We start from the raw sequence: 19,353 nt of genomic DNA on the forward strand, positions 1-19,353 counted from the left end.
GTTATTACGGCAGCTTCAGAGTGACATAAGTTACATGAAGATGTAAACTCTTCATTTAAAATGAAGAAATAGACTAACATAATAATGAAAAGACTGGTGATTAATGATGGTAAATAATATACATCATCCACATGCACATATGCACGGCAAAAAAATTGATTATAATGAAAACCCTTTTATTGTGATCTGGGAGGTCACTCGAGCTTGTCAGCTGAAATGCGTTCACTGTCGGGCTGACGCGCAGCTAACGCCGGATCCTAGGGAATTAACTCACGATGAAGGGCTTAAGTTAATTGATGAAATCTATGAAATGAATAATCCAATGCTTGTTTTTACAGGCGGAGATTGTATGCTGAGAGAGGATTTATTTGAACTGGCACAATATGCCATCAATAAAGGTATGCGGGTTTCTATGACGCCAAGCGCAACGGAAAATGTGACAAAAGAAAAAATGGAACGGGCAAAGAAGGTTGGACTTGCTAGATGGGGCTTTAGTCTTGATGCACCGACCGCTGAAATTCATGATCAATTTCGCGGTACCCCTGGTTCATTTGAACTGACAATTGAAAAAATAAAATATTTAAATGAATTGAAAATGCCTGTCCAAATCAACACCGTTATTTCACGCTATAATTATGATCATTTAGAGGAAATGGCTAAATTAGTTGCGGAGTTAAAAGCGGTAATGTGGTACATCTTTCTGCTGGTTCCAACTGGAAGGGGACAAATAGGTGCCTGTATTAGTCCTGCAGAGCATGAACAGGTATTTCGTTGGTTGTATGAATTAAGCAAAACGGCTCCATACGATATTAAAACAACCGCGGCACAAGCCTATCGCCGTGTAGTTCTACAGCAAAAGATGCGTGAGCATAAAATCGATAAGGGCGAAATTCATTATGAAGATACGATTACGACCGATATGGCTTCAAGAAATGATGGCTTAAAGCGGGCTCCGAAAGGGGTCAATGATGGGAACGGATTTGCCTTTATATCTCATATTGGTGATGTTATGCCAAGCGGCTTGTTACCAATAAAAGCTGGTAATGTAAGGGAGACACCACTTGCCGAAATCTATCGAGAAGCAAAAGTATTTAAAGAATTAAGGCAGCCTGACCTTTACAAGGGAAAATGTGGTGTATGTGAATACAGGAATATTTGCGGCGGGTCTAGATCAAGAGCTTATGCGGTAACAGGTGATTATATGGAAAGTGAACCCTTCTGTGTCTATATACCGGAGATACTCAGAAGTAAAGAGCATAAGATTTAAAAAAATTCATTACATACCGTTTTTTATTGGGTATGAATAGAGTACATTGTAGGGGAGGCTTATCTTAGTGCCTTTACAATGTACTCCGTTTTTTTATTGCTATTCATTAAGAATATCTGAAATAATCTTGAATGAACGTAATCGTGCAGGATGATCGTATATTTGACTATTGACCATTATCTCATCAGCCTGTGTTTCCTCTATAAATCGTTCTAGCTGTAACTTTACGGTTTCAGGTCCACCGATAATAGATTTGGCAAGCTTCTGCTCAAGGTAGGCTTTTTCATAGCTGTTACAAATACTATCGATATGATCGACGGGTGGTTCCAGAGGACCGCGAGTATTTCGAATAATATTTAAGTGATACTGCTGTAACGTAGTGGCAAGTCTTTGTGCTTCCTCGTCAGTATCTGCAGCAATTACATTTACACATACCATGGAATAGGGTTTGTCTAAGTCCTTTGATGGCTGGAAGCTATTTCGATATAGGGCAAGAGCAGGCAAAGTATTTTCTGGAGAAAAATGACTGGCAAAAGAAAACGGTAAACCCAATAAGCCAGCTAGCTGTGCACTAAAACCACTTGAACCCAACAACCAGATTGGAATTTGTAATCCGAGTCCGGGAATCGCTCGAACCTTTAGTTCCTTCTCGTCTTTATTTGGCTGAAAGTATTCACGTAATTCGGCTAATTGCTCTGGGAAATCCTGACCATCACTTCGATAATCTCTCCTCAGTGCTTGTGCAGTCAGCTGATCGGTGCCTGGGGCGCGTCCTAATCCAAGATCAATTCGGTTAGGGAACATAGATTCAAGTGTTCCAAACTGCTCTGCCACAACAAGAGAAGAGTGGTTTGGTAGCATAACCCCACCTGAACCAACGCGGATCTTAGAAGTATTTGCGGCAACATGGCCGATTAATACAGGAGTAGCAGAGCTGGAAATTCCAGGATTATTGTGGTGTTCAGCCAGCCAGTATCGTTTATATCCCCATTTTTCTGTATGCTGAGCAATATCGACTGTGTTTTTAATAGAGTCTCCTGCAGTGCCGCCCTTTAACACAGGAACTAAATCTAAAACAGAATAGGTTAAGTCCCTTAACTTTTTGCGAGCTTGATTTTCCATACTTTCATCTCTTTTCTATGTTGTGTTCATATTGTTACAAATTATATCAAATATTCTCATAATATTTCAATCTATTGAAACGTCCTGCCAGGTAAAAAAACACCCCCAAAAAAGATATTAGGAAAGAATCTTTTTGGGGGATGATAGGGTTATTTTATGTTTACAGACTCAGCTAATAGCGAATGAACGCCTTTATCACTTATATTTAAAGCGCTTTCCCAAAGGGATACATTAGCATCTGAACCTGGGATAACACGGTCTTCACCAACTGTTTTGATGAGAAGCTCAATGCTTTCCTGACTGCCTAATACTGCATCATACCAAAAGCGTTTTACATATTCAGAAGGTGGTGCTTGTAAATTGGCTGACACAACCTCCCATTGTTCATAGCCTTTATCTAATCGTCCGATTTGGTATGGAAGGAAGCCTCCACCGTAGGCAAATACAATTTTTACATCTGGATATTTATCTGCGAAACCGCTTAAAACTAAATCAGTGGCACAAACGGTTATATCCCATGGTTCTCCAATTAGATTCGGCATCATTCTTCGCTTTAATCTAGGGTCATTGTTGGCTAACGGGTGTATGTATAGAATAGCTTTTAATCGGTTTGCTTCTTCAAAGAATGCTTTAAAGAAAGGATCAGTCAACATCTGATTTCTTACTCCAGGTCCAATCATCACACCCTTTAAGCCAAGTTGAACTGCTTCCTTTAATACCTGTGCTGCTTTAACAGGGTTTGCCAAAGGAACTGTGCCCAAAGCTGAAAGCTTTCCTGGATGCTTAGCCGCCAATTGAGCCAATGCTTGGTTGTAAATTCTCGAAAGCTCTGTGCTCACATCGACAGGAAAGTCATACAGAAAAAGCTGTGGAACTGGCGAGAGCATCGAATGACTTACACCTACATTTTCTTGACCTTGTATAAAGGCATCAAAATTAACTAAGTTTTTTTTCAATTGGATTCGGGTTTTTTCCTTAATCACGAGGGATTCTTCTATCGAATCTTCTTTAACGACCCAACGAGCATTAATCGTATCACTGTTATTGTTTATCCATTCTAGTACTTCACTAGGGATGTAATGAGTATGAAAATCGTGCATGTGTGAATCCACTCCTTATAAAGAATTTAAGATGTTTTGAAAGAGGTTAGAAGCGTTGTTTAAAATTACAAAAAAACTTAAGAAAATAAAAAATATTTTGTATATTTAACAGACACTTTTTTTATTTAATTGTAGTGGAAAGATATCTTTTCTTATAGATAAAACTATACACCAAAAACAATATTTTGAAAAGCAAATATTCTAAAAATTTTAAAAACAAGTAGAATTTCATATAGATAGCGTCAAATTGATTGAAATTATAGCTATTTATACACGAATTAATAGGGATTAATGAAAAACGATGATTATGCTAGAAAAATCAAAATAAAAAAGAATGTATTTATTTTGTAATAAATTCAAAATTATTATATAATAACCTTGTCATAATAAATACGTGCATAACAAATGGGATATTTTTTTAAAAACAAGGGGTCGTGGTTCTATATGCTTGGGGAAGCGTAAACCACAAAGAATGGATGATCAACAACTGTACGGAATAAAACGTAGCATAATGAATGAAGAAGAACTGTTTTTTGCAGGGAGATTGAATGATTCAAAAGCAAAAAGGATGACTTTTAAAAGTCATCCTTTTTGCTTTTAACTTCATTCAGCAGAAGTCCTCCACTTCTACAAGTGGGGGATGAATGCAAATGGTACTTCGATTCAGTGGGTTACAAACCCGGACACAAATTCGAAGGGCGAATTTGATTCTAATCACGCTCTAGTAAGGAAGCTCCAGCAATGCCTGGATTGGTCATCTCATATGGATTTAAGATAAGATCAAGTTCTTCCTCGGTTAAAACATCATATTGAAGACAAAGATCACGGACTGAACGCCCATTAACAATCGCTTCACGTGCAATTCTTGCTGCCACTTCATAACCAATGTGCGGATTTACTGCCGTAATTAGCCCGACACTCTTATCTACATATTCCTTTAAACGAGCTTCATTTGCTTCTATAGTCTTTAGACAGCGGTCCGTAAAGACACGAAACGCATTGTTCATAATACTGATTGATTGATGAAGATTAAAGACAAGCACAGGCTCCATAACATTCAACTCTAATTGTCCTGCTTCAGATGCAAGACTTATTGTATGATCGTTGCCAATGACTTGAAAAGCAACCTGATTGATCATTTCAGGCATGACAGGATTCACTTTTCCTGGCATTATGGATGAACCAGGTTGCCTTGCAGATAAAGAAATTTCCGCTAACCCTGCCCGTGGACCTGAGGCCATTAAGCGTAAATCATTAGCTATTTTTGACATATTAATCATGCATATTTTTAATGCAGAGGAAACCTCTGTATAGGCATCAGTATTTTGTGTGCCATCGACAAGATGCTCTGCTTTTTTCAATGGCAGCTTGCTAATGTCTGCCAAATATTCTACTACATATTCGATATATTTAGGCTCTGCATTAAGTCCTGTTCCAACAGCCGTGGCACCCATATTCACTTCATATAAATGCTGACGGGATTGTTTAATCCGATTAATATCTCGATTTAGCACCCGTCTATAGGCTTCGAATTCTTGTCCAAGTCGAATTGGTACGGCATCCTGTAAGTGTGTTCTTCCCATTTTAATAATAGGGTCAAACTGCTTTGCTTTTTCCTGGAATGCAGTGTGCATATATTCCATGGTCTCAAGAAGTTCCGTCAGTAGATTCAAGGTAGAAATATGAATCGCAGTGGGGAAGGCATCATTAGTGGATTGGGACATGTTAACATGTGTGTTTGGACTTAATTGAGTGTAGTCACCTTTATCCTTACCTAATATTTCTAGAGCACGATTGGCAATGACTTCATTCGCATTCATATTGATGGATGTGCCCGCACCACCTTGTATCGGGTCAACAATAAATTGGTCATGCATGCTTCCGGCAATCATTTCATCTGTTGCTTGAACAATGGCTTTTCCAAGCCCTTCATAAAGTCCCTTAGTTTTCATATTTGCTAATGCAGCGGCTTTTTTCACCATTGCTAAAGCACGAATTAATTCCTTATGTAGAGGATACTGTGTGATCGGAAAGTTCTCGGCCGCACGTAAGGTTTGAATTCCATAATAGGCATCAAACGGAATTTCTTTTTCCCCTAAAAAATCTTTTTCAATTCTTTTTTTCGAGCCATTTGATACAGGTAACGACAAGAAAAGCTCCCCCTTTTAACTATTCATCAGTTATGCCATTATCGTAACTCATTTTACTTTTTTTTAAAAGCGTTTGTACTTTATGATAAGTGAAAATATTGTTATATATCATTATATTAAAAATATTAAATTACGTTAATAACCTAGCATTTTAGGCAAAATATAAAAGTGGAACGTTTTAGGGATGATTGCAGGGGAGAGATTAGATGAAATTGGGAAAAGGCAGAAATGAACTATTGTATTTAAGTCTCGTTATTGTAGGTACATTGATTATCAGTGCAGCCTTTAATTTGTTTTTTATTCCACACCAGATTTTAAGCAGCGGCTTAAGCGGGATTGCCATTCTGCTAGGCTTAATTACACCGTTTGAAACGGGATTAATCAATTTTGTTTTAAATCTACCATTGTTAATCATAGGCATATTTAAGCTTGGAAAGCGATTTATTGTTTATACGATTATTTCTGTCGTTGTGATGACGTTTAGTTTGTATGTCATCCCAGTTGTAGCCATTTCCTCAGAGCCTATATTATCTTCTATATTTGGGGGAGTACTTGCGGGTCTTGGAGGAGGACTGATTTTTCGAGCATCTGGTTCATCGGGTGGATTTGATATCATTGCGGTACTGCTGACGAAAAAAAGGGATTTTCCGCTTGGAAGTATACTATCGGCATTAAACGCTGTTGTCGTCATTTTTTCTGGATTCATTTTTGGATGGGATGCCGCCTTACATACACTGGTCGGAATTTATGCCGCAGGAAAGATGGTTGATATGATTCACACGAAACACATCAAGCTGACACTAATGATTGTGACCCAAAAAGGGGATGAAATAAAGGAAAAAATGCTCACTAATTTATATCGAGGGATCACTATTTGGGATGGTGAAGGAGCCTATACAGGTGAGAAGAAGAAGATTTTAATGATCGTCATTACCCGTTATCAATTAACGGATGTGAAATTACTAATAAATGAAATTGATCCACACTCTTTTGTTAATATAACCCAGACACAGGAAGTGATGGGGGCATTTGACAGGAGTTAGACGACCTTTTTCAATAATCATCTATCACACGGAAAAACAACAAAACGCTGCTTCTTTTGTTGTTTTTGCGTGTATCAGAAAGGATATTATGTTAATTTGTTCTATTCGCTGCTCCGCGCACAACCAGGAAAAGATAGATAATTATAGAGATAAGAATCGAAACTGCGGCGGAGATATAGACACTTTGATAGCCAAATAAAAAGCTGATTTGACCAAAAAAGATTGCACCGAGGCCAATTCCAACATCAAAAAAGGAATAGAAGGTGGCATTGGCCATTCCGCGTCTATGTACAGGCGTTTTTTCAACTGACCAGGCCTGTAATGCCGGCTGGACAGTTCCAAACCCTAGTCCATATAAAATGGCAGCAGTTAAAAGGATACCATTATTCGGTAGCCACGCTAGTAAGAGCATGGCAATCAAAATAAGGGAGGTGCCTGGGATGAAAATAAACCGGTGTCCTTTTTTATCATATAGTTTACCAGCAAAGATTCTAGAGACCATAAGAGCCATAGCATATAAGAGAAAATACCACTGAATCCCTGTAATGCCTTTCTCAGCTGTATATAATGGTAAAAAGGTTGCAATTCCACCAAATGTCACGGTAATAAACATGATAAGCACTGCGGGCTGAATCGCACTTTTTTCATATAAATCCCATTTCTTAGTCTTTGGTTGCTCATCGTTAGGAATGACTTTTTTGTATTTAATAAAAGATGATGAAAGCAAGGCGGCTAAGCCGAGACCTGCACAAATAAAGAAAAGATGCTGAAATGGAAGAATACCGGCTAAGGTCAGTCCGAGCGATGGCCCAATGGCAAGGGCAAGGTTCCCGGATAGACCATAATAGCCCATGCCTTCACCACGTTTTTGCGCTGGAATTAAATCAGTCGCAATGGTTCCAGAGGCAGTGGTGGATAGTCCCCAGCCAACTCCTTGAACAATCCGCATCATAAACAGGAAAGTAATGCTCATGGCAAAAGCATAGGACCCAACTGAAATAACAAAGATGGCCAGACCTGTTAAGTAAACAAAAGCTCTGCCTTTAGATTCCAAAGCATGTCCGGCAAATGGACGAATGATTAGCGCAGAAAAGGTAAAAATTCCTACCACGAGTCCAATTAATTGATCATTTCCACCTAGGTGCTCAATAAAGAGTGGAATGGTTGGTAAAGTCATTTGAAAGCCTAAAAAAATAAAAAAGTTAGCAAGGACAATTAAAGTGAAGTCTTTTGTCCAGATTTTCCCAGAGATTTGAGCGCTTTCTTTTAGTTGGATATTTTCCATATATAACAGAGGACCTCCTCTTAGTTCGTAGCGATTCTATTGTACATCATTTATATAAATACCTGCTAATAATAACGCGTCTATTAACAGGATAATTTGTATGATTCTTTAAAAAGGGAATGATTTGACTAACTTTTTTCAATCCTGGTTTAGACTCCTGCCCAAGATGTTTTGAAAATGGAGCATATGATTTATGGAGATAAAAAAGTATTGGGAATGAGGAGGGAATGTGCTATGAACGATGAAATGATGAGAATATATGGTTATGGTAGGCGCCCCTTTGGTTTTTATGGTAGACGTCCGTTCGGGTTTGGCTATGGTTTTCCACTTGGTTTTTTAGGAGGTTTAGCAGCAGGTGCATTGATTAGACCACCATATTATCCTTATTACCCACCATATCCACCATATCCTTATTATCCATACGGGTATTTCTATTAATATTTAGTCGTAATTAACTGACAAAAAAGGTGTCCCATCTGGTGCTAGGGCACTCACAAGAATTAATATTGTGGTGCCTGGCACTTTTTCTAATAGGACAATCCATTTTAAAATTTAATCCCAATCCTGTTGAACGATTGTTCCACCTGTTAAATCAATGGTGTTGATTTCTCCTTTATATAGAAGCCTTCCTTCTTCCTCGACAATCAGGTTTTCGTAGGTATAAACAGTTTTTCCAGTCGGCAAGGTGATGATCACCTTTTCACCCAGCTCTTGTTTTGGCGCCTCAACCCTTATTAAGCTTTGTGAATAAAGATAAAGCCCAATTAGAATGATGATTAAGAACCCAAGTACATAAACAGACCAAAGCTTAAACCATGGTTTTGTTTCAGTGAACACCTGCTCATTTTGACTTAACATTTCATCATATCTCCTTTAATATAATCGTTCGGTTCCTGCTTAATCAGCCGGAAAGTAATAAATCCCAACAATACGATATGCTGACAAAGATTAAGAGATGACAAAAAAGTGCAGAAATATATTTTAAAGAATATTTAGAATTATTAAAATTATAGTTTAAAATTGACGAAAAATAAAGTATGAGTGTTGAAGAATAAAAATTTTGTTACGTATAAGGAAAAACAGCTGACGATGTGCTTTTTTTGCTTCTTGGGGAAAAAACCTAAAATTGTGTATTTGTCTATCGCATAATGGAGCGAAGGTGAATAGGATATAGGGAAATGAAAAAAGGAGGTTTTTTCAATGTCTGGTGAACATCATGGTTACGGCGGCGGTTTCGCCTTATTAGTTGTATTGTTTATTTTGTTAATAATTATCGGAGCTTCTTGGGGCTATGGTGGATTTTATTAAGTAAAGGATAAATATCTTTGAAAGGAGGCCGATATTATGTACGGATACGGAGGATATGGTCATGGCGGTTGCGGCGGTTATGGATATGGCGGCGGTTTTGCGCTAATCGTTGTACTATTTATTCTATTGATTATTGTAGGTGCAGCTTGCTTTAAATGGTAATCTTCTTGAAATACAGTAATGAAGAAAAAGAGACAGCTACTGAGCTGTCTCTTTTTCTTCATTATATTTTCATTGTTAAGGTACTGTTTTGAAATTAGCAAATGAATTTCTCTTATTTTTTATTGCAAACTAAGACCTATAGAGATAAGATTTTATTTATGAGTAAAATTTGATTGGAATAAAGTGAGGAATTCTTGATGTCGAAAAAATTTATAGATGAAGTGCTTTCACGCCGCACTTTTGCTATCATATCTCACCCGGATGCAGGGAAAACGACATTAACGGAAAAGCTTCTTCTTTTCGGAGGAGCCATTCGTGATGCCGGAACAGTAAAAGGGAAAAAAACGGGTAAATATGCTACAAGTGACTGGATGGAGATTGAAAAACAAAGAGGAATTTCGGTAACGTCCAGTGTGATGCAATTTGATTATGATGGTGCAAGGGTCAATATTTTGGACACCCCAGGGCACCAGGATTTCAGTGAAGATACGTATAGAACGCTCATGGCAGTTGATAGTGCGGTCATGATTATTGATTCAGCAAAGGGGATAGAGGAGCAAACTCTAAAGTTATTTAAGGTGTGCCGCTTAAGAGGGATTCCCATCTTTACCTTTATTAATAAATTGGATCGTGATGGCAGGCCGCCGCTTGAATTGCTGGCCGAGCTTGAGGAAGTCATGGGAATTGAATCCTATCCAATGAATTGGCCAATTGGGATGGGAAAAGAATTTCTAGGGATATATGATCGCTTTCATAATCGCATTGAGCAATTTCGTGTCGAAGAAGAAGAGCGCTATCTTGCTTTAAATGAGGATGGTGAAATGGAAGGCGACCATCCGATTAAACAAAATGCCTTGTATGACCAAACACTTGAGGAAATTCTTCTTTTAAATGAAGCAGGAAATGAGTTTTCAAGAAAGCGTATTGCGGACGGATCGTTGACACCTGTATTTTTTGGCAGTGCATTGACAAACTTCGGCGTTCAAACCTTTCTGGAGACTTATTTACAATTTGCTCCAGCGCCACAGCCTAGAGAGTCAACAATTGGGAAAATTGATCCGCTATCGGAAAATTTCTCTGGTTTTATCTTTAAAATTCAGGCGAATATGAATCCTGCTCACCGTGACCGGATTGCTTTTTTGCGTATTTGCTCAGGCAAATTTGAACGGGGTATGACAGTGACTCTACCAAGAACAGGAAAGCAAATGAAACTCGCGCAATCAACGCAGTTTATGGCAGATGATCGTAGTACGGTCAATGAAGCGGTTAGCGGAGATATAATCGGCTTATATGATCCAGGTACGTACCAAATTGGGGATACCATTACAGCAGGAAAGGAATCCTTCCAATATGAAAAGCTACCGCAATTTACACCGGAGCTATTTGTACGTGTAACAGCAAAAAATGTAATGAAACAGAAGCATTTTCATAAAGGAATCGAACAGCTTGTACAAGAGGGTGCGATCCAATTATATCGAACCGTTAAATACGAAGAAATTCTGCTTGGTGCAGTCGGACAATTGCAGTTTGAAGTCTTTGAGCACCGGATGAAAAATGAATATAATGTGGATGTATTATTGGAGCGGCAGGGATCAAAAATTGCCCGCTGGATTGAAAATGAGGACATTAATGATTCCCTTTCAAGTTCACGTAGCCTGCTTGTTACGGACCGTTATGGTCAAAAAGTCTTTTTATTTGAAAATGATTTTGCCTTAAGATGGTTTCAAGAGAAAAATCCGGATGTTAAATTATATAATCCAATGGACTCATCCTCCTGATTAAACTGTATATGAGCTTTCATAGAAGATAGTCTATAGATGATGATTTAGGAAGACCTTTGTCAGCCGGCAAGGGTCTTTTTTTGCCCAACGGACCATTTCCACCAATTGCTATATTGTCTTTCGTGCTAATGATGAACACTAATATCGGAGGCGATAATGTGGAAGCAAACTTGTTGTTGGAATATGGCTGGGTCTTATTAGTATTAGTGGGCTTGGAAGGAATCCTGGCTGCTGATAACGCCGTTGTAATGGCTGTAATGGTCAAGCATTTACCGTCTGACCAGCAAAAAAAGGCATTATTTTATGGTTTGCTGGGTGCTTTTGTTTTCCGTTTTGCTACACTATTTATGATTTCGTATTTGGCTGATGTTTGGCAGGTTCAAGCAATCGGAGCATTATATTTACTATTTATAGCTGCTCACAATTTATATGGGAAGCATGGGAATAAGGAAAAGGAGCATAAAGTCAAAGTGAAGAAGGAATCCTCTTTTTGGATGACTGTATTTAAGGTGGAGCTGGCTGACATTGCCTTTGCGATTGATTCCATGCTGGCAGCGGTTGCACTTGCCGTTACTTTACAGCCTACAGGTTGGTTTACAATAGGTGGAATTGATGGCGGACAATTTTCTGTTATGTTTCTAGGTGGAATCATAGGGTTAGTTATCATGCGCTTTGCAGCCACTTGGTTTGTCAAATTACTTCAAACAAGACCAACATTGGAAACAGCTGCTTTTCTTATTGTAGGCTGGGTTGGGGTGAAGTTAGCGGTATTTACTTTGGCACATCCAGAAATCGGTATACTAAATGAGCATTTCCCTGAATCAAAGGGATGGAAGCTAGTCTTCTGGACCGTTTTGATCCTTATGGCAGTAGGAGGCTATATTTTGTCAGGTAAAAAGGGCAAGAAAATTGGTGATGAGGCAACGGAAGGATAAAAAAAGTCCGGTATATCCGGACTTTTAACCATTCCATTATTCTGTTTTATGATTGGTTTCTCCCTGCTAGCTGGGACTGTGCTTGTTGTACTAATCTTTTTGTTATTTCACCGCCAACAGACCCATTGGCACGTGATACCGTATCAGAGCCTAAATGAACACCGAATTCTTGGGCAATTTCAAACTTTACTTGGTCAAGGTATTGCTCTATACCAGGAACAAGTAGCTTATTGCTGCTTCTTGACATTATTTTCAACTCCTTCATGACTATTTTTTACATACAGAGAAAGTATTCTCTGTTTTAGTATTATGAGTATTGGACTAAAAAACATAAGTGGTAAAGTTTTTCGAAAATGGTAATACTTCTTATACAGAATTGGATTTTTCGTGGCAGATTTCAATATTCCTTTAAATAACGGGGAATCTTCATTAAGATAGGGTTAGTTACTTGCGAAAGGAAATCATAACATGTGGAAAAAGCTTAGACATAAACTGGATAACATTACACCTGCACAGGCAATCATCTCATTTTATTTTCTTGCTGTTTCTGTATCAGTCCTGTTGCTACGAATACCTGCAGTGCATCAAGAGGGTGTAGAGGTTTCGTTAATGGATACTATTTTTACAGCCATAAGCTCTGTAAGTGTGACAGGTTTGACGGTAGTTAATATATCGGAAACGTATAGCACCTTTGGGATATTTGTATTATTATTTGTGTTTCAATTTGGCGGCATTGGTGTGATGACTCTTGGTACTTTTTTTTGGTTAATTTTAGGCAGGAAAATTGGTTTGCGAGGAAGACAGTTAATTGCTGTTGACCATAATCAAACAACCTTAGCAGGTTTAGTTGCACTTATTAGGGAAATCTTAAAAATTATCTTATTGGTTGAATTGGTTGGAGCGCTCATCCTTGGATTTCATTTTATGCAATACTATCCGAGTGCAAAAGAAGCCTTTTTACATGGTTTATTTGCTTCCATTAGTGCGACGACAAATGCCGGACTAGATATTACAGGTGAGTCGTTTATGCCTTATGCAAACGACTATTTTGTGCAATTAATAACCATTATTTTAATTACATTGGGTGCAATCGGTTTTCCTGTTTTAATTGAATTTAAGAATTATCTTTTTCAGAAGGATACACAGGGGCTGCCATTTCGATTTTCCTTATTTACAAAGCTTACAACGATTACCTTTGCTGGCTTGCTCGTGTTTGGTACAATCATGATTCTTCTTCTTGAATTTCAGCATTACTTTAAAGATATGGCCTGGCATAAAGCTCTTTTCTATGCCTTTTTTCAATCAGCCTCGACTAGAAGCGGTGGATTAACTACGATGAATATTAATGATTTTTCTGATCCAACATTGCTTGGCATTAGCGTTTTAATGTTTATCGGAGCTTCGCCAAGCTCTGTGGGAGGGGGAATTCGAACTACCACTTTAGCGTTAATCATTCTGTTTCTGTTTCACTTTGCCCGTGGGAAGCGGAATATTAAAATCTTTAAGCGTGAAATCCATGAGGATGATATATTAAAGGCGTTAGCTGTAACGATTTTAGCGGGAATTATCTGTATCACGTCCGTCATTATTCTCGTGATCACAGAGCGGCATTCCCTTTTAAGTATAGTTTTTGAAGTTTGTTCAGCTTTTGGTACAACAGGATTATCAATGGGTATTACACCTGATTTATCTACCATCGGTAAATGGGTCATTATGACGTTAATGTTTATTGGTCGGATTGGGTTAGCCTCCTTATTATTAATGGTTCGCGGAAAAGAGCAGGATGTCAATTACCATTATCCGAAGGAAAGAATCATCATCGGTTAACGGAAGGATAAACAATCGGGCTGTTCAGCACTCCATAGTGGTGACTGGCTGCCCGATTTTTTAAAGGTAGTTTATCGAGCAACCTCGATAAAAATCCGGACGCAAATTCGACGGCCGAATTTGATAAACTATTGACAGAATCCTCTTCTGCATTTATCATACCCATATAGGTATAAAACGCTGTAAGACGCTATTTTTTTGGTCTTTTTTATACTATTAGGGGTATTTTGGGACTTTATTATATGAAAGGGTGTTAACATGAGTATCGAAACGATTGTCATTATTGTTTTATTAGCTGCCTTTATTATTTGGCGTCTTCGCCCTGTTAAAGGTATAAGGAATATTACAACAGCACAACTAAAAAATGAATTAAAGGATAGGAATAAACAGTTTATCGATGTACGTACACCAGGAGAATTTCGAGGTAATTCAATTAGAGGCTTTAAGAATATCCCATTAAATCAGCTGTCTGCTAAAGCTGCAAGCTTGTCCATGGATAAAGAAGTTGTCCTCATTTGCCAAAGTGGGATGAGAAGCAGTCAGGCAAGCAGAATCTTAAAAAAAATGGGCTTTCAAAAAATCACAAACGTTAAAGGCGGTATGAATGCCTGGATTTAGGAGGAAGGAACAAATGAATCATTTATCGGCAAAACAGGTAAAGGAAAAAATGCAAAACGGAGAGGAATTAAATATCATTGATGTTCGTGAGGCATATGAAGCAGCAATGGGGAAGATTCCCACTTCAATTAATATTCCATTAGGTTTAATGGAATTTAAATTGCCCGAACTTGATAAAAATAAAGAATATATTATGGTATGTCATTCGGGTGCAAGAAGCTCGTTTGCTTGTCAATTTCTAGAAGCCCGTGGTTTTCGTGTCACAAATATGGATGGCGGTATGATGTTCTGGCAGGGACAAATTGTCTAAATTATTGACATGATGGAGTTGAATACACTTGGATAAAGAACCTAAAAAAGTCTCCAACTGCACTAGCAATTCTTGAGGAATTAGCAATCCGCAAACGTCTGATAACCAGAAGCAAAAGAAATTGCCTTTACCAATATGACCTGGGACGTTTGCCTGGCTCCTGGTAGGAGTCATTTATATCATTAGTAAAATCTTTACCTAGACTAAAATATTCCTTCGTTAAAAGCCGAACTTTCTTTCGGCTTTTTTTATTGTTCATATCGCAAATGGAAATATTCGTATAGTTTGTCATGTTAGGGAGAATATAAAGGATAATTCCATCAATGGAAATTTCCATTTGGTCATGCAAAAAATAAAGGTGTTTTTTTATGGAGCGTATTTCACTTTCCCAGCTATTTACATTAACTGTTTTCTATCAGATTGGTACGACCATCATTTTTGGATTTGGTGCTTCTGCAGGGAAGGATGCCTGGATTGCTACCATTATTTCTATCTTATTAGGTACATTAGCTATAGGTATCTATCTTACCCTTGCATATCTACAGCCTGGGTTATCATTAGTGGAATGGTTTCCGGCCCAATTTGGTAAATGGATTGGTACCCCAATTGCCTGGATGTACCCGCTCATGTTTTTATATGAAATGGCGAGAGGCTTAAATGATGTTAAATATTTAACCACTTCATTAATCCTAGAAGGTACCCCGCATTGGGCCATTATTGTTTTATTTCTGATTGCAGTTATGGTTCTTCAGCTATGTGGTATTGAGGTTTTAGGAAGAGTCGGTGAAATTTTCCTGCCTTATTTTTTAATTATGATCCTATTGATTTTTATTCTTTTATTTGTTGGAGATTTTATAAAAGCTGAAAATCTTCAACCAGTAACTGCAAATGGGTGGCAGTCAATCTGGAAGGCTGCATTTCCGCTTGGTGCCAGTCAGGGCTTCGCTCAAACATTAGAATTCGCTATGATATGGACGCTCGTTCATGCTAATCATAAAGATATCGTGAAAACGACTTTTTCTGCCTGCTTAATCTCGGGCAGTGTCATTCTAATAACCGTTTTCATGATGATTATGGGGTTAGGTGAGTATTTCTTTAAATTAGACATTTTCCCTCTATTTTCACTTGTGTCAATGGTCGATATAGGAGATATAATAAAAAATTTAAATATCTTTGCAGCGTTACTGTTTATTATTTCTGCTATTTTTAAGATTACTTTACATATGTTTTTTGCCATGAGAAGTATTCAATTACTAGCAAAAATTGAAAATAGCCGGATACTCATCATACCAATGCTCATCCTGTCCATCTATCTAGGTCATAGTCTATCTGACAATATCCAGGAGCATTTACAGGTCGCTTTTGCAATCTTCCCATATAATTTATGGCTTATATTTTTATGGATACTTCCTGTTATCCTTTTAATTGTCACTCTTATAAGAAGTGCGGTTAGAAGAACAACATGAACTTCGAAGATCTAAAGGAGTTGCTACAAGATGGAAAACTGGTTATTTCCATGGGAGTCACATGTGATGCTTTCGAACCCTATCGCAATGCCTGTATTTATGCTTATGGTTTCTATCGTGTTATCCATTTTTAGTTGGATAAGACAACGAAAGTGAATTGCATGAAGCTAGGAGAGTTTTGTAAATGAAGCTAAGAGACCTTTTTAAAAGTAAAAAAAATAAAAAGGATAAATGGAATCAGATGGATATTTCTGTTGATGCAGTTCATATTCCATCCAATGTTTCAGACGCTTTGGATAACGTAAAGAAAACGATGGGCAACAGTACTGATATCATTACAAGAAAATTCAAAACCGGGAAAAAGGGATGGATTGAATTTGGGGTTGTTTACACAGATGGTCTAGCTGATAAAAACTTTGTTCAGGATTTTATTATTGAGCCGTTAATGACAGATTTAAGGTTAACGGAGTTAGATACAGAGACGCTAAATCAAACTAACCTGTTTGAGGTTTTAAAGGACTTTAATGTACCAGGAGGGGATATGAAGGTTATTTCAGATTTGAAGTCACTTTATTCACATATGCTTTCCGGGGATACCGTTATTGTCGTAGGCGGATGTTCAAAGGGATTCGCTGTTAGTACGCGAGGCTGGGAAATGAGAGGCTTGGAGGAACCCTCTTCCCAGACGGTTGTAAGAGGACCAAAGGAAGGTTTTACTGAGACGTTAAGAATTAATACTTCACTTATTCGAAGAAGGATAAAAAATACGAATTTATGGGTAGAAACGCTGGCGGTAGGGGAACAAACACAAACAGATGTTGCACTTCTTTATATTAAGGGAATTGCAAACGATAAGATTATTGAAGAGGTTAAAAATCGAATAGATAAAATTAACATCGATGCTATATTAGAAAGCGGCTATATTGAAGAATTAATTCAGGATGAAACCTATACCATCTTTCCAACCATGCATAATACTGAGCGGCCGGATGCAGCCTGTGGAGCTTTATTAGAGGGGCGCATTATTATCATGGTGGATGGAACACCGTTTGTACTTATGGTCCCAGCTTTATTTATCGAATTTTTTCAATCAAGTGAGGATTATTATCAGCGGGCAGATATCAGCACGCTTTTAAGGATATTACGATTTATTTGTTTGTTTTTGGCTTTATTAACACCGTCAGCTTATATTGCGGTGACGACCTTTCATCAAGAGATGCTGCCGACACGCTTATTAATCAGCTTAGCTGCTCAGCGTGAAGGCGTTCCGTTTCCGGCTATTGTAGAAGCAGTTATGATGGAAATCACGTTTGAAATATTGAGAGAAGCAGGCGTTCGAATGCCAAGAGCTGTAGGTCCTGCTATTTCAATTGTAGGTGCATTAGTGCTGGGACAGGCAGCTGTAGAGGCAGGGATTGTATCAGCCTCAATGGTTATTATTGTCGCTTTGACAGCCATCGCCAGCTTTGTCAACCCGACCTTTAATATGGGAATTGCAATTAGAATACTCAGATTTGGCTTTATGTTTTTAGCAGCGACTTTCGGTTTATTTGGTATTATTATCGGTTTAATCATTATGGTGGCCCATTTGGCAAGCTTGCGTTCCTTTGGGGTGCCATATTTATCCCCAATGGCTCCATTTATTACGTCTGAACAGAAAGATGTCATTTTTAGAATTCCTTTATGGGGAATGTTTTCTAGACCTCGTTTAATTAGTCAACAGAATCGCATACGAGAAAGGTCAAGTCGTCCTTTGCCACCTAAAAAAAATCATTAATACAAGTAAAGTAAGGAGATATTATATGAAAAAAATAGCTCCTATTATTCTTTCTATGTCTTTTGTATTATCAGGCTGCTGGAGTTCGAAGGAATTATCAGAAATTGCTATTGTTACCGCGCTTGGTATTGATAAAGCTGAGGCAGGATATCGAGTCTCGATTCAGGTAGTTAACCCTGGCGCAATCGCTGCCAAAACAGGTGGTCAGGATTTAGGAATGTCAGTTTATACTGCAGAGGGACATACCATATTAGAAGCAGTCAGAAAGCTGACAACGGTTGCACCTAGAAAGCCTTACTTTGCTCATTTAAGGGTTGTTATTTTCGGTGAAGAAATAGCCAAAGCCGGGCTTAGAAAGCCATTAGATTTTTTATCACGGGATCACAGTATGCGGACAGATTTTGTGATTACCATTGCAAAAGGAATGAAGGCAGAGGATCAACTGAAGGTCTTGACTCCAATGGAAAAAGTATCTGCCAATAAAATATTCTCATCGATTGAAACGGCTGAGGAAAATTGGTCGCCAACGAAAATTGTATTGTTAGATGAATTAATTAGTTCATTAGTCAGCGATGGAAAGGAGCCGGTTATTACTGGTCTTGGAATAATTGGAGATCCGCAAAAAGGGAATAAAAAAGAAAATCTTGAAACGGTACAAGCCCCGGTTTCGATTAAAACGGAGCAAATTGGTGTCCTCAAGGAAGATAAGTTTGTCGGCTGGTTGGATGAAAGTGAAAGCAAAGGCTTCAATTATATTACAGATAATATTACGAGTACCGTTGGTTATATTGAATGTGATGATGGAACTGTGACACTGGAAACGATCCGAAGTAAAACGGATATGAAAGGTAGCTTTGAAAAGGATAAACCGAAAATCAAGATTCATGTGTCTACTGAATCTGATATTGCAGATGTGGAATGTCCTATTGAAATCTCTAATATAAAAACGATTAAGAAATTGGAAAAACAGTTTAATCAGAAAACGGAAGCCATTATCATGTCTAGTATTGAAAAAGCAAAAGAATTAAAGTCAGACATATTTGGTTTTGGTGAGGCTTTGAGTCGAGCAGATGCTAAGAAATGGGAAAAAATAAAAGATAATTGGGATGAGGAATTTACCAACCTGAACGTTGAGGTGACGATTGATGTGAAAATTAGACGCACTGGTACAATAACCGAATCCTTTCAGGAGGTAGAGTGAC

Annotated in this window: 20 protein-coding genes; 14 read left to right on the top strand and 6 right to left on the bottom strand. The window is 38.1% G+C overall.

What is annotated here, in order from left to right; translation table 11 throughout:
- Positions 1-103 precede the first annotated feature (103 nt).
- Positions 104-1,267: a TIGR04053 family radical SAM/SPASM domain-containing protein gene (locus BQ5321_RS10430; RefSeq protein ID WP_139187785.1), complete on the top strand. Its 1,164-nt coding sequence runs from the start codon at positions 104-106 to the stop codon at positions 1,265-1,267.
- 99 nt (positions 1,268-1,366) lie between these two features.
- On the opposite strand, the gene BQ5321_RS10435 is transcribed toward BQ5321_RS10430, so the two are convergent.
- The 3 genes from BQ5321_RS10435 to aspA form a co-directional block, all read right to left on the bottom strand.
- Positions 1,367-2,389, bottom strand: a complete 1,023-nt coding sequence (locus BQ5321_RS10435; RefSeq protein WP_071394435.1) for an LLM class flavin-dependent oxidoreductase — start codon at positions 2,387-2,389, stop codon at positions 1,367-1,369.
- 149 nt (positions 2,390-2,538) lie between these two features.
- Positions 2,539-3,489: an amidohydrolase family protein gene (locus BQ5321_RS10440; RefSeq protein WP_071394436.1), complete on the bottom strand. Its 951-nt coding sequence runs from the start codon at positions 3,487-3,489 to the stop codon at positions 2,539-2,541.
- A gap of 710 nt (positions 3,490-4,199) precedes the next feature.
- A complete protein-coding gene (gene aspA, locus BQ5321_RS10445) occupies positions 4,200-5,639 on the bottom strand; it encodes an aspartate ammonia-lyase (RefSeq protein WP_071394437.1) in 1,440 nt (479 codons plus the stop codon).
- Between the two features lie 206 nt (positions 5,640-5,845).
- Between aspA and BQ5321_RS10450 the strand changes: the two genes are divergently transcribed.
- Positions 5,846-6,682, top strand: coding sequence for a YitT family protein (locus tag BQ5321_RS10450; RefSeq protein WP_071394438.1), 837 nt, complete (start codon positions 5,846-5,848; stop codon positions 6,680-6,682).
- Between the two features lie 91 nt (positions 6,683-6,773).
- Here BQ5321_RS10450 and BQ5321_RS10455 read toward each other — a convergent pair whose 3' ends face one another.
- Positions 6,774-7,967 carry an MFS transporter gene (locus BQ5321_RS10455; RefSeq protein ID WP_071394439.1) on the bottom strand — a complete coding sequence of 398 codons (1,194 nt, stop codon included), beginning with the start codon at positions 7,965-7,967 and terminating at the stop codon, positions 6,774-6,776.
- 234 nt (positions 7,968-8,201) lie between these two features.
- On the opposite strand from BQ5321_RS10455, the gene BQ5321_RS10460 reads away from it, so the two are divergent.
- Complete coding sequence (locus BQ5321_RS10460) at positions 8,202-8,405, top strand: spore coat protein (protein WP_390622153.1); 204 nt, start codon at positions 8,202-8,204, stop codon at positions 8,403-8,405.
- 114 nt (positions 8,406-8,519) lie between these two features.
- On the opposite strand, the gene BQ5321_RS10465 is transcribed toward BQ5321_RS10460, so the two are convergent.
- The gene (locus BQ5321_RS10465) at positions 8,520-8,825 is read right to left on the bottom strand and encodes a hypothetical protein (RefSeq protein WP_071394440.1); all 306 of its coding nucleotides are present in this window, start codon (positions 8,823-8,825) and stop codon (positions 8,520-8,522) included.
- 342 nt (positions 8,826-9,167) lie between these two features.
- Here BQ5321_RS10465 and BQ5321_RS23715 point away from each other — a divergent pair, with 342 nt between their 5' ends.
- From BQ5321_RS23715 to BQ5321_RS10475, 4 genes are all read left to right on the top strand, one after another.
- Positions 9,168-9,275, top strand: a complete 108-nt coding sequence (locus tag BQ5321_RS23715; protein ID WP_084786733.1) for a YjcZ family sporulation protein — start codon at positions 9,168-9,170, stop codon at positions 9,273-9,275.
- 36 nt (positions 9,276-9,311) lie between these two features.
- Positions 9,312-9,437 (top strand): YjcZ family sporulation protein, encoded by a 126-nt coding sequence (locus BQ5321_RS23720; protein WP_084786734.1) that lies wholly within the window; start codon positions 9,312-9,314, stop codon positions 9,435-9,437.
- Positions 9,438-9,634: 197 nt separating this feature from the next.
- Positions 9,635-11,215 carry a peptide chain release factor 3 gene (locus BQ5321_RS10470; protein WP_071394441.1) on the top strand — a complete coding sequence of 527 codons (1,581 nt, stop codon included), beginning with the start codon at positions 9,635-9,637 and terminating at the stop codon, positions 11,213-11,215.
- A gap of 161 nt (positions 11,216-11,376) precedes the next feature.
- Positions 11,377-12,153: a TerC family protein gene (locus BQ5321_RS10475; RefSeq protein ID WP_071394442.1), complete on the top strand. Its 777-nt coding sequence runs from the start codon at positions 11,377-11,379 to the stop codon at positions 12,151-12,153.
- 46 nt (positions 12,154-12,199) lie between these two features.
- Here the strand turns inward: BQ5321_RS10475 and BQ5321_RS10480 are convergent, their stop codons facing one another.
- Positions 12,200-12,400: an alpha/beta-type small acid-soluble spore protein gene (locus BQ5321_RS10480; RefSeq protein WP_071394443.1), complete on the bottom strand. Its 201-nt coding sequence runs from the start codon at positions 12,398-12,400 to the stop codon at positions 12,200-12,202.
- Positions 12,401-12,621: 221 nt separating this feature from the next.
- On the opposite strand from BQ5321_RS10480, the gene BQ5321_RS10485 reads away from it, so the two are divergent.
- The 7 genes from BQ5321_RS10485 (at position 12,622) to BQ5321_RS10510 (ending at position 19,352) form a co-directional block, all read left to right on the top strand.
- Positions 12,622-13,980, top strand: a complete 1,359-nt coding sequence (locus BQ5321_RS10485) for a TrkH family potassium uptake protein (protein ID WP_071394444.1) — start codon at positions 12,622-12,624, stop codon at positions 13,978-13,980.
- Positions 13,981-14,238: 258 nt separating this feature from the next.
- Complete coding sequence (locus BQ5321_RS10490; RefSeq protein ID WP_071394445.1) at positions 14,239-14,598, top strand: rhodanese-like domain-containing protein; 360 nt, start codon at positions 14,239-14,241, stop codon at positions 14,596-14,598.
- Between the two features lie 13 nt (positions 14,599-14,611).
- Complete coding sequence (locus BQ5321_RS10495; RefSeq protein WP_071394446.1) at positions 14,612-14,908, top strand: rhodanese-like domain-containing protein; 297 nt, start codon at positions 14,612-14,614, stop codon at positions 14,906-14,908.
- Positions 14,909-15,276: 368 nt separating this feature from the next.
- Complete coding sequence (locus tag BQ5321_RS10500; RefSeq protein ID WP_071394447.1) at positions 15,277-16,374, top strand: GerAB/ArcD/ProY family transporter; 1,098 nt, start codon at positions 15,277-15,279, stop codon at positions 16,372-16,374.
- Positions 16,375-16,404: 30 nt separating this feature from the next.
- Complete coding sequence (locus tag BQ5321_RS24815) at positions 16,405-16,530, top strand: hypothetical protein (RefSeq protein ID WP_261798741.1); 126 nt, start codon at positions 16,405-16,407, stop codon at positions 16,528-16,530.
- Positions 16,531-16,558: 28 nt separating this feature from the next.
- On the top strand, positions 16,559-18,151 hold the full coding sequence (locus BQ5321_RS10505; protein WP_071394448.1) for a spore germination protein: 1,593 nt from the start codon (positions 16,559-16,561) through the stop codon (positions 18,149-18,151).
- A 25-nt stretch (positions 18,152-18,176) separates the two neighbouring features.
- Entirely contained in the window at positions 18,177-19,352 is a 1,176-nt protein-coding gene (locus tag BQ5321_RS10510) for a Ger(x)C family spore germination protein (protein ID WP_071394449.1), read from the top strand.
- Position 19,353: the final 1 nt, after the last annotated feature.

The sequence above is a fragment of the Bacillus tuaregi genome (assembly GCF_900104575.1).
GTDB classification, from domain to species: domain Bacteria; phylum Bacillota; class Bacilli; order Bacillales; family Cytobacillaceae; genus Bacillus_BD; species Bacillus_BD tuaregi.

Bases quoted from the DNA above. Each gene is read 5' to 3' on its own strand.
- BQ5321_RS10430 (WP_139187785.1), top strand. From the start codon at position 104: ATGATGGTAAATAATATACATCATCCACATGCACATATGCACGGCAAA.
- BQ5321_RS10435 (WP_071394435.1), bottom strand. From the start codon at position 2,389: ATGGAAAATCAAGCTCGCAAAAAGTTAAGGGACTTAACCTATTCTGTT.
- BQ5321_RS10440 (WP_071394436.1), bottom strand. From the start codon at position 3,489: ATGCACGATTTTCATACTCATTACATCCCTAGTGAAGTACTAGAATGG.
- BQ5321_RS10450 (WP_071394438.1), top strand. From the start codon at position 5,846: ATGAAATTGGGAAAAGGCAGAAATGAACTATTGTATTTAAGTCTCGTT.
- BQ5321_RS10455 (WP_071394439.1), bottom strand. From the start codon at position 7,967: ATGGAAAATATCCAACTAAAAGAAAGCGCTCAAATCTCTGGGAAAATC.
- BQ5321_RS10460 (WP_390622153.1), top strand. From the start codon at position 8,202: ATGAACGATGAAATGATGAGAATATATGGTTATGGTAGGCGCCCCTTT.
- BQ5321_RS10465 (WP_071394440.1), bottom strand. From the start codon at position 8,825: ATGTTAAGTCAAAATGAGCAGGTGTTCACTGAAACAAAACCATGGTTT.
- BQ5321_RS23715 (WP_084786733.1), top strand. From the start codon at position 9,168: ATGTCTGGTGAACATCATGGTTACGGCGGCGGTTTCGCCTTATTAGTT.
- BQ5321_RS23720 (WP_084786734.1), top strand. From the start codon at position 9,312: ATGTACGGATACGGAGGATATGGTCATGGCGGTTGCGGCGGTTATGGA.
- BQ5321_RS10470 (WP_071394441.1), top strand. From the start codon at position 9,635: ATGTCGAAAAAATTTATAGATGAAGTGCTTTCACGCCGCACTTTTGCT.
- BQ5321_RS10480 (WP_071394443.1), bottom strand. From the start codon at position 12,400: ATGTCAAGAAGCAGCAATAAGCTACTTGTTCCTGGTATAGAGCAATAC.
- BQ5321_RS10485 (WP_071394444.1), top strand. From the start codon at position 12,622: ATGTGGAAAAAGCTTAGACATAAACTGGATAACATTACACCTGCACAG.
- BQ5321_RS10490 (WP_071394445.1), top strand. From the start codon at position 14,239: ATGAGTATCGAAACGATTGTCATTATTGTTTTATTAGCTGCCTTTATT.
- BQ5321_RS10495 (WP_071394446.1), top strand. From the start codon at position 14,612: ATGAATCATTTATCGGCAAAACAGGTAAAGGAAAAAATGCAAAACGGA.
- BQ5321_RS10500 (WP_071394447.1), top strand. From the start codon at position 15,277: ATGGAGCGTATTTCACTTTCCCAGCTATTTACATTAACTGTTTTCTAT.
- BQ5321_RS24815 (WP_261798741.1), top strand. From the start codon at position 16,405: ATGGAAAACTGGTTATTTCCATGGGAGTCACATGTGATGCTTTCGAAC.
- BQ5321_RS10505 (WP_071394448.1), top strand. From the start codon at position 16,559: ATGAAGCTAAGAGACCTTTTTAAAAGTAAAAAAAATAAAAAGGATAAA.
- BQ5321_RS10510 (WP_071394449.1), top strand. From the start codon at position 18,177: ATGAAAAAAATAGCTCCTATTATTCTTTCTATGTCTTTTGTATTATCA.